This window comes from Planotetraspora kaengkrachanensis, assembly GCF_016862895.1.
Taxonomy (GTDB): domain Bacteria; phylum Actinomycetota; class Actinomycetes; order Streptosporangiales; family Streptosporangiaceae; genus Planotetraspora; species Planotetraspora kaengkrachanensis.
Genome location: NZ_BONV01000036.1, coordinates 36,008 through 52,484 on the forward strand (window position 1 = coordinate 36,008; position 16,477 = coordinate 52,484).

Genomic DNA, 16,477 nt, shown 5'->3' on the forward strand with positions numbered 1-16,477 from the left:
TGACGCACCGATCATCCGGCGTGCGCCGCTGAGATACGGGCGAGCTTGGCCGGGTTCATCACCCACAGAAGCTGATGGATCCCCTCCTCTGAGGCGTTCACGGTCACGAAGGCCACGAGGGTGTCCCCCTGCCAGATCAGCGCCCCCGGATGCCCGTTCGCCTCGATCGGCTCGATCGTCTTGTCCGGCCAGAACCGCGGGGCGAACGCCCGCATGAACTTCGCGACACGGGTGCGGCCGAACACGGGGATCCGCGAGACGTTGCGCACGGTGCCGCCGCCGTCCGAGTAATTGACGACGTCCGAGGCGAAGAGCGCCTCCAGCACGGCGAGGTCACCTGTCTGGGCGGCGGCGAGGAACGCCGTCAGAAGCCGCCGGTGCGCGGCCGAGCTGACCGGCGCGCGGCGCCCCGCGGCGATGCGCTTGCGCGCGCGGCTGACGAGCTGCCGGGTGTTCGCCTCGCTCACCTTGAGGATGGCCGCGATCTGGCCGTACGGATAGTCGAACGACTCCCGGAGGACGTACGCGGCTCGCTCCGTTGGCGACAGCCTCTCCAGCAGGAGCAGCACCGCGAGCTCGAGTTCCTCGCCCCGCTCGGCCCGTGCTTCGAGGTCGGACCCCGCACCGGTGTCCACCGGCTCGGGAAGCCAGGGACCCACGTACGCCTCGCGGCGCTTCCGCGCGGACCGGGCGACGTTGATCGCGAGCCGCGTCGTCGTCGTGGCCAGGAACGCCGCCGGGTCGATCACCGTCGTGCGGTCGGTGGCCTGCCACCGGACCCAGGTCTCCTGGACGACGTCCTCGGCCTCGGTGGAACTCCCGAGCATGCGGTACGCGATGGCGAAGAGGCGAGGACGGAGGCCGAGGAACTCCGTGGCGGCCTTGTCGAGCTCATCCGCCGCCGTCGGATCCACTGCTGGCATGATCGCGACTGCCCTCCCCCTGTTCCCGTCACCTCCAGCGTACGAACCGGGGGGTGGCCGCCCCCGCACCGGCGTTGCGGGAGCGCCGAGGCGTGGATCATCACGGACGGACGGTACGACCCGCGAGGGGGAGCCGGAGCACGAACCGTGCGCCTCCGCCGGGGGCCTCCTCCACGTGCAGGGTGCCTGCGTGGGCATGGGCGATGTCGCGGGCGATGGCCAGGCCGAGGCCGGCGCCGCCCCGGTGGCGGCACCGCGCGGCGTCGAGCCGCGCGAAGCGCTCGAAGACCCGTTCGCGGTCCTCGACCGGAATGCCGGGCCCGTCGTCGGCGACGCTGAGCTCGGCGAGGGCGTCGTCGCGGTCCACCTGGACCTGGATCGACCGCCTCGCGTGCCTGCGGGCGTTGTCGAGCAGGTTGGTCACCAGCCTCCCCAGGTGCGTGGGAGCCGCGTCAACGGTGACCGCGGGCACGGTCCGCAACCGGATGCAGGGGCCGCCCGCCTGCCTGACGGCCTGTGCCCGGACGGTGTCGGTGAGGTCCACGGGACGTTGGTGAAGGCAGGTGCCCTCCGCGACCTGCGCGAGCAGGAGGAGGTCCTTCGTGATCGCTTCGAGCCGCCCGATGTCACCCAGCGCGGCGTCCAGGAGCCGCGGCAGGTCCGTCTCGTCGGGATGCAGGCGGGCCTCCTCCAGCTGAGCCCTGAGTCCGGCGAGCGGGGTGAGCAGCTCGTGGGCCGCGTCGGCGGCGAACCTGCGCTGCCGGGCCGCCCACCCGGCGGGTACTGTCGCGATCATCGTCACTCCCTCGGTCAGTCCGGGCCATCGGCGTGAACGGCCGGTTCGTGCGTCACCAGCTATGACCGGGCAGCCCCCGGGTTCGTGACAGCGTTCGTGACAGCGTTCGTGATAGGGGCGGTTCGCGCCCTCCGGAGGCCGCCGCACAGTCGGGCCGGATGGCGGTGTCCGCCCAGTAATCGCAGGTAAAAGGGGTTTTGTAGCCTTGGCGGCATGAGGAACGCCGTTCCCGACGACGCCGATCTGGTCCGAGAGGCGCAATCCGGCGACGTCCGAGCCCTCGGGCTGCTGCTGGCCCGGCACCAGGCGGACATGCGCGCGGTCGCGCTGAGCATCCTGGGGTACGGCCCGGACGCCGAGGACGCCGTCCAGGAGGCCGCCCTGATCGCGGTACGCCGGATCGGCGACGTCCGCGATCCCGCCGCCATGGCGCCGTGGTTGCGTGCGGTGGTCCGCAACGCCTGCCGGATGCAGGTCCGGACCAGGACGGCCGTGCCTGTCGGAGATCTTCAGGCGCTCGCGCCGCCGAGCGCCGAGCTCGATCCTGCGGAGGTTCTGGAGCGGTACGCCATGCGGGACTGGGTGTGGCACGCCGTCGACCAACTGTCGCCCGCTCTCCGCCTGGTGACGATGTTGCGCTATTTCACCGGGATCACGGCCTACGAGCACATCGCGGAGGTGTGCGCGGTGCCGGTCGGGACGGTGCGCAGCCGGCTCAACCAGGCGCGGTCCAAGCTGTCCGAGGCCCTGCTGGCCACGGCGGGCCTGGCCCATGATGACGCCGCCGCGCTGACCGAGGCTCGCCGCAAGGAGGCGGAGGAGGCGCTGCGGGCCGCGCATCACGGCTCGTTCGCCGAGGCGCTCGCCGAGCTGTGGTCGCCGGCGGTCGAGGTGATCTGGCCCCAGGGCAAACGCACCAGGGGATTCGACTACATGGTGCGGGCGATGGAACGCGACCTCGGCGACGGCGTACGGCATCGCCTGGCGAACGTCGTGGCCGGCCGCGAGGTGGTCATCTGGGAGGACGACCTGATCAACCCGCCCGATGATCCCTTCCACTGCCCGCCCGGAGTGGTGTGGGTCAACTTCCTCGAAGAGGGACGGGTGCGGAGGGTCCGGCTGTTCCATCCGGTCCGATGACGGGCTCCCCGCCGCACCGATCCGGAGGGCCCTCGGGCGGCCGTGACCACAGTGGATTCGCCGGGAATCGAACTTTCCGCATGGCCGCTGCATCTTGCGGTGCGTAAGGACCCGTCCCGGACGTACGCCATCGGTGACGTACCGAGGCCATCACCGCAAGGAAGATCATGTCGTTGACAGAGCCGACCGCTCTCGCCGAAGGCGCCGAGGCGGAGTTCATGTACCAGTACGAGTCGACCATGCCGCCGTCCACGCGGTCGGCGTTCGGGGTGACGACCACCCGCATCGGCGGCGGCGTCGCCCTGTCGATGCGCCGCGATCCGACCGGCTACTGGAGCAAGGCCCTCGGGTTCGGCTTCGGCGAGCCCGTCACCCGCGATCTCATCGACCGTGTGATCGACTTCTACCGGGCCGAGGGAAGCACGGGTGCGGTGATCCAGATCGCTCCCGCCGCGCTGCCGCCCGACTGGGAGGACATCCGCGCCGGGCACGACCTGCGGCCGGGGTCGGAGATCGTGAAGTTGTGGTGCCCCGTCGGCGACTTCACCTCCGGGGAGACCGCGATGCGGGTCGGGCCGGTCGGCCCCGGCGACGCGGAGGAGTGGGCCTCGGTCGTCCTGCGCGGGTTCGGCATGCCGGAGGAGGGCATCGCCGACATGCTGGTGGCCAGTGTCGGGCACCCGGACTTCCGCCCGTTCGGGGTCTGGGACGGCGATCGCCTGGTCGCCGGCGCCAACCTCTTCGTCAACGGCGAGGTCGGTTCGCTGAACACCGGTTCGACCCTGCCGAGCCATCGCGATCGGGGTGCGCAGTCGGCCCTGCTGGCCGCTCGCGCCAAGGAGGCCGCGAACGCGGGCTGCCGCTGGCTCGTCGCGGAGGCCGGACGGCCTGCGGACGGCCAGAGCAACCCGTCGCTGAACAACATGCTCAGAGCGGGGCTCCGGCAGCTGTACATCCGGCGGAACTGGATCTGGCGGCCGGAAACCCCCTGACTTCGGAGAACCATCGGGGACGGCCGGGCGCCGATTCTCGGCGCCGGCGGAAAAGAATGGCGGACAGGATTCGATCAGGTGGCGTGACGCACTTCTTCGGAGAGTGCGACGGAACTAAAATCGTCGTCGACCGTGCCTTTGGAATGTCAATTTCTGTGGCTGGTGATGGCGTGCCCCTGGCGGACTGGCTCCAGATCGTCTCCGTGCCCCTGGTCGTGGTCGCCCTCGTTCTCAACGGCCTGCAGGCCCGGGAGGTCGGCCGCCAGTCCAAGGCGCTCGGCCTGTCCCTCGACCAGGGCGCCTACCAGTCCCTGGTGAAATCCCACACCGACTTCCGTTTCACGTTCTTCTACGACGACCCGGAAATGCTCGCGTGGCATCTGACCACCCGCGGCTATCCGTGCACATCCGAGGCCGAGAACAAGCGGCGACTGTACGTGCTCATAAAGATCGAGGTGCACGAGGAGAACTACGTCAAACATCTCAGGGGCCTGCTCGACTCCGATGTCTGGGATGCGTGGCTGAACGTCATCCGGGCCGACTTCGCCATTCCCGTCTTTCTGGAGATGTGGCCGCCTTCACGTCGGTACTTCGCACCGGCCTTCGCCGCGTTCATCGACGGGGAAGTGCTCGCGCCCGGCTAGACGTCCTCGTCCGACGGAGACGGTTCGAGAGCGGGCGTGATGTTGAAGTTGCGGTCGAAGACGTCGTCGGGATCCCATTCGGCCTTCAGCGCGCGCAGGCGGGTCAGGACCGGTTCGGGGAAGGCGTCGAGCAGGCGGCCGGGGCCGGTGCCGGTCTCGAAGCTGAGGTACATGCCGTCGAGGTACGGGTACAGCGTGGCCCAGTTCTCGTCGAGACGACCGACGTAGGTGGGGGCGGAAGCGGCGATGACGGAGAAGTTCTGCGTCCGGTGCGACCACGCCATGGCGTCCGCCGGTACGTCGCTCACCGCGCCGCCCATCGAGCGGAACTGCATGATCATGACGTCGCCCGACTTGATCAGCTTTTCGACGGCCTCCGCGCTCTCCCTCGTGATGTGCTCGAGAAGCCCGCTTCTGGTCTCCTCCAGGCCCTGGCCGTGGTGCTCGTTCTCCGGGGGAGCGACGATCATGTAGTACGGCGCGAGCTGTGCCTGCTGGTCGAGGACGGGACCCACGCCGAGGAAGGGCGTCAGCGCGTTCTGCGCGTCCTCGACGTCGTCGCCCGCGTACACGAGGGTGATCCGTGCGGTCACCGGGCCGCCGCGACGTTCGGGGAACAGCGACAGGAAGCTCGTGATCTCACGCGGGGCGGCCTCGACCAGCCGTCCCCATTCGACGAGGAAGTCCGCCGTGTCGGACGCGTCGACGATCAGCGTCGCGATGGCCACGTTCTCGACCTCGTACGCCTCGAACTCGAACGCCGTCACGATGCCGAAGTTGCCGCCCGCGCCGCGGATCGCCCAGAACAGATCGGGGTGGTGGTCGGCGTCGACGCGCAGGAGGCGTCCGTCGGCCACGACGATCTCGGCCGCCGTGACGTGGTCGATGGTGAGGCCGTGCTTGCGTGCCAGGTAGCCGAGCCCCCCGGCCGTCGCGAGACCGCCGACGCCGACGTCGCCGTAGTCCCCCGAGCTCATCGCGAGGCCGTACGGCGCGAGCGTGCGGGCGACGTGCCCCCAGCGGGCGCCCGGTTCGACGCGGATGCGCCTGGCGGCCCGATCGAGCACCTCGACGGAGTTCATCTTCGACAGGTCGATGACGACGCCTCCGTCGTTGGTCGACCGTCCGCTGATGCCGTGCCCGCCGCTGCGGACCGAGATCTCCACGTTCTGGCCGCGCGCGTAGCCGAGGGCCGCCGCGACGTCGCCGGCGTTCTCGGCCTGGATGACCAGGGCCGGCGATCCGGTGCGGATGTAGGTGTGGCGGACGCCGTCGTAGGCCCGGTCGCCCGGCTCGACGACCTTCTTCGCGAGCGATTCAGGAAGGGCGTCGTAGTCGATGGTCGCGTGCCGGCTGCCGAGCGCGACCGCCGACCGCCTCGGCCCGGTGCTCGTGCCGGACGCCGCGCGTTCGCGCGCGACCGCCTCGCGCAGGGCGGGCCCGACCTCCTCGCCGAACATGCGGATGAGGTCCGGATCGTCCCTGCCGATGAAGAAGGCGGAGAAGCCGTGTTCGAGCACCAGGGGGAGCAGCTCCTCCACCCACTGTTCCGGCGGCCCCTGCAGCCCCGGCCCGGCCGGGGACGAGCCCACCCCGAAGATGTTGAGCAGCCGCCGGATCTCGCTCGGGTCGCGGCCGGCAGCGAGGGCGGCCTCATCGATGATCTTGTTCGACTCCACGATGCCGGGGGTCTGGATGTATTCGAGCGTCGGCAGCCAGCCGTCCGCCTTGCGTCCGGTGAGGCGCAACATCCGCGGCTTGTACGCGCCCAGCCACACGCCGATGTCGTGGGCCGGCCGTGGGCCGCGCCGCATGCCCGGGACCGAGTAGTGCGTCCCCTCATGGTGCAGGAGGCCGGGCTCGCGGTCGTTCCAGACCCCGCGGATGATGTCGATCGCCTCGTCGAGGGCCTCGACGCCCTGGCCCGGCGTCATCCGGCGCCCACCCATGCCCTGGACGGAGTCGGGGAAGGCGCCCGCGCCGAGACCCAGCTCGAATCGGCCCTCCGACAGGAGGTCGAGGCTCGCCGTCGCGCGGGCGAGCACCGCGGGCGGCCGTAGGGGGAGGTTCATGACGTTCGCCGACACGTGGATGCGCCGCGTCTTGGCCGCCACCCAGGTCAGCAGTGTGTAGGTGTCGAGGAAGTCGGCGTTGTAGGGGTGGTCCTGAAACGTCGCGACGTCCAGGCCGGCGGCCTCCGTGAGCTCGGCCAGCCGGACGGCCTGAGCCGGGTCGTGCGCGGAGGGGGTGATGAACGTGCCGAGCAGCAACTCGTGGCCGTAGTCGGGCATTGAAGATCCTCAAGTTTGCGTGGGAGAGAATTTAATCTATCTGACAACCTTTATGGCTGCCAACAGATCTACTCACCAACGCATTCCTGGAGCCGCCGAGCGGGCCGGTCACCCGTGACCGCGGTCAGACGGTGACGAAGATCGGTGTGATCGACACCTCCAGCTCGATGCGCCCGTCGTGGAGCTGGACGGACGGGACGCCGCCGAGCGCGTCGGTCGCGGTCGCCGACGTGGCGGGCCAGGGCCAGGTCACGGCCACCGGGGGCGCGTCCTCCCCGTCGAACATGTCCCGGTGGTCCCAGAGCACGAGCAGCGGTTCGCGGCCGGCGCGGTCGACCTCGAACGCGTACAGGGTGGGCCGGTCGGCGACCTCCACGCGCGTGACGCTCCGCACCCCGTCGAGCTGTTCGGCCAGCAGGGCGAAGGTGTCCGCCGCCGGATGCCGGACGCTGAGCGTGACGCCCTCGTAGTCGAGCAGGGCGAGCTTTCCGAACATCAGGTGCATCACCTGGCGGGGGTCGACCGGTCCGGGAACCTCCGGTGCGAGGTTCCAGTACACGGTGCGGCCGACGCCCTCGGCCAGCGCAAGCAGGTTGCACATGACGAGCTGGCGGCAGTTGATCCGGTGTCGCCTGGCCTCCAGGTCCGCGGGGCAGCCGGCCATGAACATCTGCAACTTCGGCGGCAGCTCCGACATCCGCTCGTAGAGCGCAGTCATGGCACGCCGTTCGGGAGTGTCCCGGCCCGCCCGCTCGCCGAGCTCCGCGGTGCTCTGCGTCGCCGGGGGCTCGGCGAACGCCTGGGCGAGCGTCTCGTACATCACCGCCCCGACCTCGGGGAACTCGAACGGCACCGGCGCGGCGTATTCGCCGACCACGATCGGCTTCAGGTAGCCGTGGGCGCGCATCAGCTCCCGGGCGACGCCGAGGCTCCGCGGGACCTCGGCGGCGTCGCCGTACAGGTGCACGTCGAACAGGTCGAAGGCGTCATGTCCAGCGGACACCACGTGATCGAAGAACTGGCGGGGGGCGTCCGACTCCTCGCTGCTGAACACGTCGTATCCGCAGCCGCCGAGGACGACGGCGGCCTCGGGGTCGGCGTCCTTGACCGCGGCGTACATGACCTTGAGCTGCGCGACGTACTCGGCGGAGGTGCCTGCCCACAGCAGGTCGGTGTTGCTCGGCTCGTTGTCGCACTGCCAGTAGTGGACGCGACCCCCGCAGTGCCGTACCAGCCGGCGGACGAACTCGCCGTACGCGCTCAGGTCGTGCGCGGGAGACGGCGGCAGGAAGTCGGTCGGCAGCCGGGTCCCCCACGGAGAGCTGGAGCACACCGTGATCCAGACCTCCTCGTCGCCGTCGAACTGCCCGAGCAGCGCGTCGACGGTGTCCCAGGTGTAGCGGCCGGGCTCCGGCTCGACCTGGCTCCAGTACACGTACGCGCGCACCAGGCGCGCCCCCAGCGAGCGCGCCGCGGGGACGAACTCGTCGGGCTTGCCGAACAGGCCGTAGCTGATGCCGCGCACGATGCCCAGCCGGACGTCCTGGAGTTCTGCGGCCATGGGGGAATCCTCCCTGCAAAGTTTACGTGATATACAATTCATATATAACGTATACTCGTGCCATGAGGAAGACCACCTCCGGTGAGATCGACTTGATCTGGACGCAACCCCCGCCCCCGCCGCGACAGCGCGCCCTGGGCCGGGACGAGATCGTGACGGCGGCGATCGCCGTCGCCGACGAGTCCGGGCTGGACGCGATGACGATGAAGGCGGTGGCCGCGCGGCTGGGGGACTACACGCCGATGGCGCTGTACCGGTACGTGCACAACAAGGACGGCCTCGTCGACCTGATGCTCGACGCGGCCGCCGCGGAGATACCGCTGCCGGCCCGGCCGGGTCCGGACTGGCTCGAGGATCTGCGCACTCTGGCCATGGACAGCAGACGGATGATCGGCAGGCACCCCTGGTTCGCCCGGCTGGTCCACACCCGGCCCCCGGCGGGCCCGCACATGATGCGCCGGCTGGAGTTCATGCTCGCCGTGCTCGTCCGGCAGGGCGCGACCGTCGCGGCGGCGATGACCTACGCGGCGCTCATCGACCGGCACATCACCGGCAGCGGGCTGCAGGAGGCCGAGGAGGCCCGCATCGAACGGCGCTACGGCCTGGACGACCACGCGAAACTGTTCGCCGCTCTCGCGACCCTCCACGACCTGGCCGCCGCGGACGGAGGTCTTCCGCACCTGACCGGCTGGCTCGCGCAGCCCTTCGGCCCCACCCCCGAGGAGCAGTTCACCCTCGGGCTGGGCTTCCTCCTGGACGGCATAGCCGGCCGGTTGTCCGCACACGCCTCAGACGGCGTCTGACCCCCACCCGGCCGGGACCGCGCGGCACGGTTGTCAGCCCATGCTTTTGGCGCCGTCAAGGGATTCGCGGATGATGTCGGCGTGACCGGCGTGCTGGGCGGTCTCGGCGATGATGTGGAGCAGCACCCGGCGGGCCGACCACCGCGCGCCGGGCTCGAACCACGGGGCCTTCGGCAGCGGCTGGGCGGCGTCCAGTTCGGGCAGGGTGGCGACCAGCTCGTCGGTCCGGTGAGCGACCTCGGCGTAGGCGGCCAGCACACCGGCCAGGGTCTCGCCGGGTAGCAGCCGGAACTCGTCGGCCCTTCTGGTCCAGTCGGCCTCGGTCATGGCGGTGAAGTCGCCCATCGCCGACGGGCCGTCCAGGATGAAGTCCACCCAGTTCCGTTCGACCGCCGCGACGTGCTTGATCAGCCCGCCCAGGCACAGCTCGCTGGAGGTGGTCCGCCGCCCGGCCTGCTCGTCGGTGAGGTCGCGGGTGGTGAAGCGCAGGAAGTGCCGGTGCTTGGCCAGCATCGCCAGCAGGTCGGCGCGCTCGCCGGTGATGTCGCGGGTGGTCGGCTCGTCGACGGTCGTGGTGTCGCCCACAGTCTCCGCCTTCCGTTGTTGTTCGTCGGTCAGGACCAACGCTAGGCCGCATAGCGGTCACTTTCTGACCTGAATTGCGGGAAGAATCAAAACATGGCGAACACGAGCACCCGGACGTTGCGGCTGCTGTCCCTGCTGCAGACCCACCGATACTGGCCGGGCACCGAACTGGCCGAGCGGCTGGGAGTCTCGGTCCGCACCCTGCGAAGGGACATCGACCGGCTGCGCGAGCTGGGCTACCCCGTCGAGGCGCACCGCGGCGTCGACGGCGGTTACGAGCTCGCCGCGGGCGCGGCACTGCCGCCGCTGGTGATCGACGACGAGGAGGCGGTCGCCCTGGCCGTGGGGCTGCAGGCCGCCGCGCAGGGCGCGGTGGAGGGCATCGCCGAGTCCTCGGTGCGGGTGCTGGCCAAGGTGGTGCAGGTGATGCCGGCTCGGCTGAGACGCCGAGTCGATGCGCTGCGTACGATGACCGTGCCCGCCGGCTGGGACGGCTCGGCCAGGGCGGGCATCGAGCCGGGCGTGCTCACCGCGGTGGCGCTGGCCTGCCGGGATGGCGAACAGCTCCGTTTCTCCTACACCGCCGCCGACGGCCGGCGCACCGATCGTCACACCGAGCCGCATCGGCTGGTCTGTCTCGGCCGCCGCTGGTACCTGGTCGCCTACGACCTCACGCGCCACGACTGGCGCAGCTTCCGGGTCGACCGGCTCACCTCGCCGCACGGCACCGGTTCCCGGTTCCGGCCCCGGGACCTGCCCGCCGCCGACGCCGCCGAGTTCGTCCGGGCCGGACTGGACAACCTGCCCCGCTCGTACCGGGTGGAGGTCCTCGTCGACGCGCCGGCCGCGACCGTGCGCGAACGGATCGGCAGATGGAGCACGGTCGAGGAGATCGACGCCGAGCGCTGCCGGGTGCGCATGACCGCCGACTCCCTGGACTGGCCGACCATGGCACTGGGCGTCATCGGCGCCGATTTCCGCGTCCTCGATCCGCCCGAACTACTCGAGCAGATCCACAACTGGGGCGCCCGGTTCACTCGCGCCTGAGGTGAGGGGTCACTCGTCGTTCTGGTCCGCCTCCACGTACACCCACGCGTGCGTGCCGGAGGCCAGGGTCACCCCGATCCGGATGTAGTCCGACACCTCGTATTCGTCGGCCGCGGCCAGCTCGGACTCGGTGATCATGAACACGGTGCCCTGGACCTGGTCGGCCGGGTCGCCGGTGGGCGTCACGATCGGGTGCCATGCGGCTCCGCTGACCGCGAGGACCTCGGGATCGGTGATCTGGACGATGGAGCTCCTGTACCCCGGCAGGGCATCGGGCCGCCCCTCGAGCAGACGGCCGAAATTGGCCTTCTGCACGGCGGGATCCTGCAGTGTGCCGTACGAGAACAGGTTGACGTCGCGCTTGCCGTCCGGATCGGTCATGGGGAAATGAGTACCATCCGCGCACGCTCACGTGTGCCGGCGGGCCGGCCGGCGAAACCGCGTCCGGCGGCTTCCCCCGGCACCCGTGATCACTGATCCGCCCGTGGAATTTTGCGGAAACGTGCCCATACCCGAATCGCGGCATCACTCGGCGGCGCGCCCGAATTGATCCGTGATGCGCAGCTGTCCATTGCTTTCCGTTCCGTCGCCCCTGTGGATGAAAGACTGACCCGAGATGTCCGTGACTCGGCGGTGTGACCTGCGACATCGGGGGGTGCAGGTTCCATGGCGGACGACGTCTACGACGTGATCGTGATAGGTGCGGGACCGGTCGGCGAGACCGCCGCCGCACGTGCCGTACGAGGTGGTCTGACGGCGGCCGTCGTCGAGGAACGCCTGGCCGGCGGCGAGTGCGCCTATTACGCGTGCATCCCGAGCAAGGCGCTGCTGCGGCCGATGGGGCTGGCGGCAGAGGTGGGCCGAATGCCGGGACTGGGGTTGCGCGGCCCGATAGACGCCTCCGCGGTGCTGGCCCGCCGCGACGAGACCGTCTCCGGCTACGACGACGGCGGCCAGGTGAACTGGATAGAGAACATCCCCGCGACGTTCGTCCGTGGCCGTGGCCGCCTGGCCGGACCGATGAGCGTGGAGGTGACGAAGCGGGACGGCGGCGTGCGGACGCTGCGGGCCAGGCAGGCCGTCATCGTGGCGACCGGCAGCGACCCCCTGATCCCCGACGTGCCCGGGCTCCGGGAGGCGCGCCCGTGGACGAACCGGGAGGCGACCGGCGTCCAGCGGGTGCCGAAACGACTGGTCGTGATCGGCGGCGGCGTGGTCGCCTGCGAGATGTCGCAGGCGCTGCACGCCCTCGGCGCCCAGGACACGACCATGCTCGTGCGAGGCGATCGCCTGCTCGCCCGGACCGAGCCCTTCGCGGGCGACCTGCTGGCGAAGTCCTTCCAGGAGACGGGCATCGACGTGCGCTTCGGCCGGTCGGCCACGCGTGTCGAGCGCCCGACCCCGGACGATCCGGTGACCGTCCACGTCGACGACGGGTCGGTGATCGAGGCCGACGAGATCCTCGTCGCCACCGGCCGCCGGGTGGCCGCGGACATCGGCCTGGAGACGATCGGGCTCGCGCCCGGCAGACCGATCGAGGTGGACCCGAGCATGCGGGCGACGGGGGTGTCCGAGGGGTGGCTCTACGCGGTCGGCGACGTCAACGGCCTCAATCTGCTCACGCACATGGGCAAGTACCAGGCCAGGATCTGCGGCCAGGTGATCGCCGCCAGGGTCGCGGGCCTGTCCGACAACCTGCCGGCGATGCGTGACACCGCCGACTACCGCGGCGCACCCCAGGTCATCTTCACCGACCCCGAGGTCTGCGTGGTCGGGCGCACGGAGTCCCAGGCCCGGGCCGACGGTTTCCCCGTGCGCGTCGTGGAGTACGACATGAGTGCGGTCGAGGGGGCCTATCTCATGGCCGAGAACTACACAGGAAGGGCGAAGGTGGTCGTCGACGAGGACCGCCGGGTGCTCCTCGGCGTCACCTTCGTCGCCCCCGCCGTCGTCGACCTCCTCCACTCGGCCACCATCGCCGTGACCGCCGAGGTCCCGCTCGACGTGTTGTGGCACGCCGTGCCGTCGTTCCCGACCGTGAGCGAGGTCTGGCTCAACATCCTGGAGGGGTACGGCCTGTGAGCCGTCCATGATGAGACTGCGACGAGCCGGAGGGTGGGGCTATGCCGGAAGACGACCGGGTGAAGGTGGCCCCGGGGGTGCGGGTGGCGCGGGTGTACGACGGGCCGGCCCCGGACGACGGAGCGCGTGTGCTGGTGGACCGGCTGTGGCCGCGCGGGCTCGCCAAGGACGCGGCCGCTCTGGACGACTGGTGCCGGGAGATCGGGCCGTCCGCGGAGCTGCGCACCTGGTTCGGACACGATCCCGACCGGTTCGAGGAATTCGTCGTCAGGTACCGCGACGAGCTCGATGAGCCGGTGCGGGCCGCCGCGCTGGCCCACCTCATCGAGCTCGGCAAGCGTGGGACGCTGACGCTGCTGACGGCGACCAAGGCGGTCGACGTCAGCCACGCGCTCGTGCTGGCCCGGCTGATCTCCCGCCGCGTCCGCGGATCGTGATCCGCCGGGCCACCCGTGCACGAACGGGGCTCTGGACGGGGTTCAGAATCCGGGGAAGACCCTGCGCAGATCGTCCAGCGTCACCGCGTCTCCGGTGATCTCCACGGCGGCCGGAGTGTGCTCCGGGGCGTGGCGGCCGGAGACCAGGCGCAGCCACCACTCCGCGGGGGCGGTGAGGACGGCGTCCGGCTCGGACGGGACGTCGACGATGGCCACGGCCTCCCGGATGTCGAGCCCGAACGCGCGCTCCGGAGAGGTGGTGTGCACGGCGACGGTCGCGTGGCGGCCGCCGAGGCCCTCCGGCTTGCCCAGGAACCCGACGAAGGCGTCACCACCGGCGATCAGCAGGTCGAGAGCCTCCGCGGTCAGCGTCGCCGCCGGGTCGAACGCCACCTTGACGTCCCACATGTGGTGGGTGAACTCGCTGACCCGCATGGCGGCGAACTCTGCGACGTCACGGGGCTCGGACGGGAACCAGAGCTCGACGTGGAGGTCTTCCCGAGCCTTCGAGTCGAGGCCCTCGAAGCGGCCGACCAGCGCCTCGTTCGCGCTGATGACCTCTTCGGCCCGCTGGGTGCGCGACATCGCGTCCCATCGTGCCCATACGCCCTTGATGAACTCGAAGTCCGGCGAGCCGGTTCCCCGCAGCGCTCCCTCGAGAGCGGCGAGGCTGATCTCCGCGCCGCTGCCCAGGTGGCTCAGCACCTGGGATATGTCCCATTCGGCGGCACCGGACTGACGGGCGAGGTCGTCGGGTCCGAAGCCGCTCACCAGCGCGGCGAGCTCGTCGAGCTCGGAGCGCAGGACCTTGATCGTCTGATCCGCTCGGTCGGTCATCGTGATCTCCATTGATCGATGCGCAATTGTGCGGACCACCATAAAGGAGGTTCCTCCGCATCTGTGGAGCGGGGAATCCCGGAGGGAGGCGGACGAGGCGTCCCCCGGGCCGTCCACTAACGAGGGCCGGCGGTCTCCAGTTCGGCCGCGCTGATCGGGGGGTGCACCGGACCACCGATGACCTGCCCCGCCGTACGGATGATGATCGACCCGTCGTCCACGCGTTCGCGCAGCCACGTCAGCAGGTCGGCGAAGTCCGAAGGCGGCATCGAATATGTGGGGCAGGTCTCGCAGATGTGATGGAGGTAGATGTTGTACCAGCCCCCGCCGTGGCTCTGCGCGGCCGTGATGCCGGCCTTGATCTGAGCCAGCACCTCCTTCGGGGGGTAGTTCGTGCTGTGCGCCCTCACCACGAAGGGCGCCGTCGGCGGAACGGTCTCGGCGAACGTCCTTTTGTCATCCACACCGCCTGTGCGCCGCGCGCTGTTGTATCCGCACGCGGCGGCGGTCGCGGCGGCGTCGTCGTCGTAGGAGCCGTACGGGTAGGCGAACGAGACCGGAGCGTAGCCCTTCTCGAAGAGGGCGACGCGATCGTCGCAGATCTCCTGGCGCAGCTTCGTCCGACTCAGGCCCGCGAGCTTGGCATGACTCAGGGTGTGCCCGCCGACCTCGTGGCCGGCCGCCGCGAGCTCGGCGACCTGCCCCCACGTCATGAAATCCTTCTGGCCGACTTTTCCGCTGTTGATGTAGTAGGTGGCCGGGAAGCCTTGCGCGCGAAGCAGCGGCAGCGTCTGCATCTGATCGGCGGTGCCGTCGTCGAATCCGATGGTGACGATCGTGACGGAGTTCTCGGGCGCCGGCGGCAGCGCGACAGCCGACGAGTCGTCGCTCGTGACCGCGCGGGCGGTCCAACCGGCGCCGGCCGTGACGAGCAGGACGACAACGGCCGACAGTGCCAGGATCCAGCGCGATCGGATCTTGCTCATCAACGTGGTCTCTCCGTAAACCGCTGGACCCTGCCGATGCCATGCCCGGCGAGGTGTGTGCCTGACGTCCGATCACAAGCGTCCCGGAATGATAACCGCCACGAGTCGAATGGGAGAATTTCGTAATAGGCGGATTTCCTGCCGCATTCCCGGGTGTGTGATCATCCGGTCGCGGTCGAAGTGTGGCCTCAGCGCTTGACGGCCCGCAGCACGACGAACTTCGGGTCGCTCGCCGCGACCTCGCAGTTGCCGAAGAGCCGGCGCAGCTTCGCGTGGTAGCCGAGGTGCCGGTTTCCGACCACCCACAGCTCCCCGCCCCGGCGCAGAGCGGCCCGTGAGCCGTTGAACATGCGCCAGGCCGTCGCGTCGGTCGTCGCCCGATGCGAATGGAACGGCGGATTGTTCAGCACCAGGTCCACCGACCCGGCCGGCATGCCCGCCAGGCCGTCGCCCGCCACGAACTCAACCCGGCCGTCGAGGTTCGCCCGGCACGTCGCCTCCGCCGACGCCAGCGCCTGGTAGGACTCGTCGACGAAGACCACCTCGGCCTCCCGGTTGTCCAGCGCCGCCGCCATGCCGACCACTCCGTTGCCGCAGCCGAGGTCCACGACGCGCTCGGGGCCGACGCGATGCGGGAGGTTCCGCAGGAGGAAGCGGGTGCCGACGTCGAGGCGGTCGGCGCAGAAGATGCCCGCGTGGTTGACGACGGTCAGTCCCGACGCCGGCCCGATCCCGTCGGGCAGCGCGTAGGTGCGCGGCCACGGGCCGGCGTCCCCCGCGAGCGGCGGATCGGGGGAGCAGAAGATGAGCCGGGCCTTCTTCACCGCCAACGACGTCGTGGTCGGCCCGAGGATCCGCTCGAACAACCGCAGCGTCGAGGTGTGGATCTCGGTGACCATTCCCGCGCCGACGACGAGGGTGCCCGCGTGCACGTGGGGTGCGAGGCGGTGCAGTTGGTCCTCCAGGAGCGCGAGGCTCTTGGGCACCCGGATCAGCAGCACGTCGATCCGGTCCGGGGGAGCGTCCTGGGTCGTCAGCAGCCGTACGGCGTCCGCTCCGACGCCGCCCCGCGCCAGGTTGGCCCGGGTCGCCTCCTGGGTGAGGAAGGAGTCGGTGACCTGCGTCGGGCGGTGGTCGGCGAGCGCGGTGACGAGGGCTCCCCACCGGTCGCCCAGCACGACCACGGTGCCGGACAGGTCGGCGGGCTCGCCGTCGATTCCGTCGAGGTGCCGCAGCAGGTACTCGTCGGCGGCGTCCCACGCGCGCAGCGGGTCGCGGGGATCCTCGGGGAAGCGGGTGAGCTCCAGCTCGCCCCTCGACGTCGTCAAACGGTTCATCGCGCCTCAGGCTAGC

The 16,477-nt window shown here is 70.3% G+C and carries 16 protein-coding genes; 7 read left to right on the plus strand and 9 right to left on the minus strand.

Annotated elements, in window-relative coordinates:
• Nucleotides 1–11 precede the first annotated feature (11 nt).
• Both Pka01_RS30755 and Pka01_RS30760 read right to left on the minus strand, forming a co-directional pair.
• Entirely contained in the window at nucleotides 12–914 is a 903-nt protein-coding gene (locus Pka01_RS30755) for an RNA polymerase sigma-70 factor (protein WP_239115596.1), read from the minus strand.
• 109 nt (nucleotides 915–1,023) lie between these two features.
• Nucleotides 1,024–1,719, minus strand: a complete 696-nt coding sequence (locus tag Pka01_RS30760) for a sensor histidine kinase (RefSeq protein ID WP_203886436.1) — start codon at nucleotides 1,717–1,719, stop codon at nucleotides 1,024–1,026.
• Between the two features lie 213 nt (nucleotides 1,720–1,932).
• On the opposite strand from Pka01_RS30760, the gene Pka01_RS30765 reads away from it, so the two are divergent.
• From Pka01_RS30765 to Pka01_RS30775, 3 genes are all read left to right on the plus strand, one after another.
• Entirely contained in the window at nucleotides 1,933–2,859 is a 927-nt protein-coding gene (locus tag Pka01_RS30765; protein WP_203886437.1) for an RNA polymerase sigma factor, read from the plus strand.
• A gap of 167 nt (nucleotides 2,860–3,026) precedes the next feature.
• A complete protein-coding gene (locus Pka01_RS30770) occupies nucleotides 3,027–3,851 on the plus strand; it encodes a GNAT family N-acetyltransferase (RefSeq protein WP_203886438.1) in 825 nt (274 codons plus the stop codon).
• Between the two features lie 170 nt (nucleotides 3,852–4,021).
• Complete coding sequence (locus Pka01_RS30775; RefSeq protein WP_203886439.1) at nucleotides 4,022–4,495, plus strand: hypothetical protein; 474 nt, start codon at nucleotides 4,022–4,024, stop codon at nucleotides 4,493–4,495.
• Here Pka01_RS30775 and Pka01_RS30780 read toward each other — a convergent pair.
• Both Pka01_RS30780 and Pka01_RS30785 read right to left on the minus strand, forming a co-directional pair.
• Nucleotides 4,492–6,786, minus strand: a complete 2,295-nt coding sequence (locus tag Pka01_RS30780) for an LLM class flavin-dependent oxidoreductase (protein ID WP_203886440.1) — start codon at nucleotides 6,784–6,786, stop codon at nucleotides 4,492–4,494. The two genes, Pka01_RS30775 and Pka01_RS30780, sit on opposite strands and share 4 nt — an antisense overlap.
• 124 nt (nucleotides 6,787–6,910) lie before the next feature.
• Complete coding sequence (locus tag Pka01_RS30785; protein ID WP_203886441.1) at nucleotides 6,911–8,347, minus strand: hypothetical protein; 1,437 nt, start codon at nucleotides 8,345–8,347, stop codon at nucleotides 6,911–6,913.
• A gap of 62 nt (nucleotides 8,348–8,409) precedes the next feature.
• On the opposite strand from Pka01_RS30785, the gene Pka01_RS30790 reads away from it, so the two are divergent.
• On the plus strand, nucleotides 8,410–9,150 hold the full coding sequence (locus Pka01_RS30790; protein WP_203886442.1) for a TetR/AcrR family transcriptional regulator C-terminal domain-containing protein: 741 nt from the start codon (nucleotides 8,410–8,412) through the stop codon (nucleotides 9,148–9,150).
• A gap of 33 nt (nucleotides 9,151–9,183) precedes the next feature.
• Here the strand turns inward: Pka01_RS30790 and Pka01_RS30795 are convergent, their stop codons facing one another.
• Nucleotides 9,184–9,735: a DinB family protein gene (locus Pka01_RS30795; protein WP_308442300.1), complete on the minus strand. Its 552-nt coding sequence runs from the start codon at nucleotides 9,733–9,735 to the stop codon at nucleotides 9,184–9,186.
• Nucleotides 9,736–9,828: 93 nt separating this feature from the next.
• Between Pka01_RS30795 and Pka01_RS30800 the strand changes: the two genes are divergently transcribed.
• The gene (locus Pka01_RS30800; protein ID WP_203886443.1) at nucleotides 9,829–10,782 is read left to right on the plus strand and encodes a helix-turn-helix transcriptional regulator; all 954 of its coding nucleotides are present in this window, start codon (nucleotides 9,829–9,831) and stop codon (nucleotides 10,780–10,782) included.
• A 9-nt stretch (nucleotides 10,783–10,791) separates the two neighbouring features.
• On the opposite strand, the gene Pka01_RS30805 is transcribed toward Pka01_RS30800, so the two are convergent.
• Nucleotides 10,792–11,163 (minus strand): gamma-glutamylcyclotransferase family protein, encoded by a 372-nt coding sequence (locus tag Pka01_RS30805; RefSeq protein WP_203886444.1) that lies wholly within the window; start codon nucleotides 11,161–11,163, stop codon nucleotides 10,792–10,794.
• Nucleotides 11,164–11,448: 285 nt separating this feature from the next.
• Here Pka01_RS30805 and Pka01_RS30810 point away from each other — a divergent pair, with 285 nt between their 5' ends.
• Entirely contained in the window at nucleotides 11,449–12,864 is a 1,416-nt protein-coding gene (locus tag Pka01_RS30810; protein ID WP_203886445.1) for a dihydrolipoyl dehydrogenase family protein, read from the plus strand.
• A gap of 41 nt (nucleotides 12,865–12,905) precedes the next feature.
• On the plus strand, nucleotides 12,906–13,301 hold the full coding sequence (locus Pka01_RS30815; RefSeq protein WP_203886446.1) for a DUF488 domain-containing protein: 396 nt from the start codon (nucleotides 12,906–12,908) through the stop codon (nucleotides 13,299–13,301).
• A gap of 42 nt (nucleotides 13,302–13,343) precedes the next feature.
• Here the strand turns inward: Pka01_RS30815 and Pka01_RS30820 are convergent, their stop codons facing one another.
• From Pka01_RS30820 to Pka01_RS30830, 3 genes are all read right to left on the minus strand, one after another.
• Entirely contained in the window at nucleotides 13,344–14,138 is a 795-nt protein-coding gene (locus Pka01_RS30820) for a maleylpyruvate isomerase family mycothiol-dependent enzyme (protein ID WP_203886447.1), read from the minus strand.
• Nucleotides 14,139–14,254: 116 nt separating this feature from the next.
• Entirely contained in the window at nucleotides 14,255–15,124 is an 870-nt protein-coding gene (locus Pka01_RS30825; RefSeq protein WP_203886448.1) for a polysaccharide deacetylase family protein, read from the minus strand.
• Between the two features lie 188 nt (nucleotides 15,125–15,312).
• Nucleotides 15,313–16,461 carry a methyltransferase gene (locus tag Pka01_RS30830; RefSeq protein WP_203886449.1) on the minus strand — a complete coding sequence of 383 codons (1,149 nt, stop codon included), beginning with the start codon at nucleotides 16,459–16,461 and terminating at the stop codon, nucleotides 15,313–15,315.
• Between the last annotated feature and the right edge of the window lie 16 nt (nucleotides 16,462–16,477).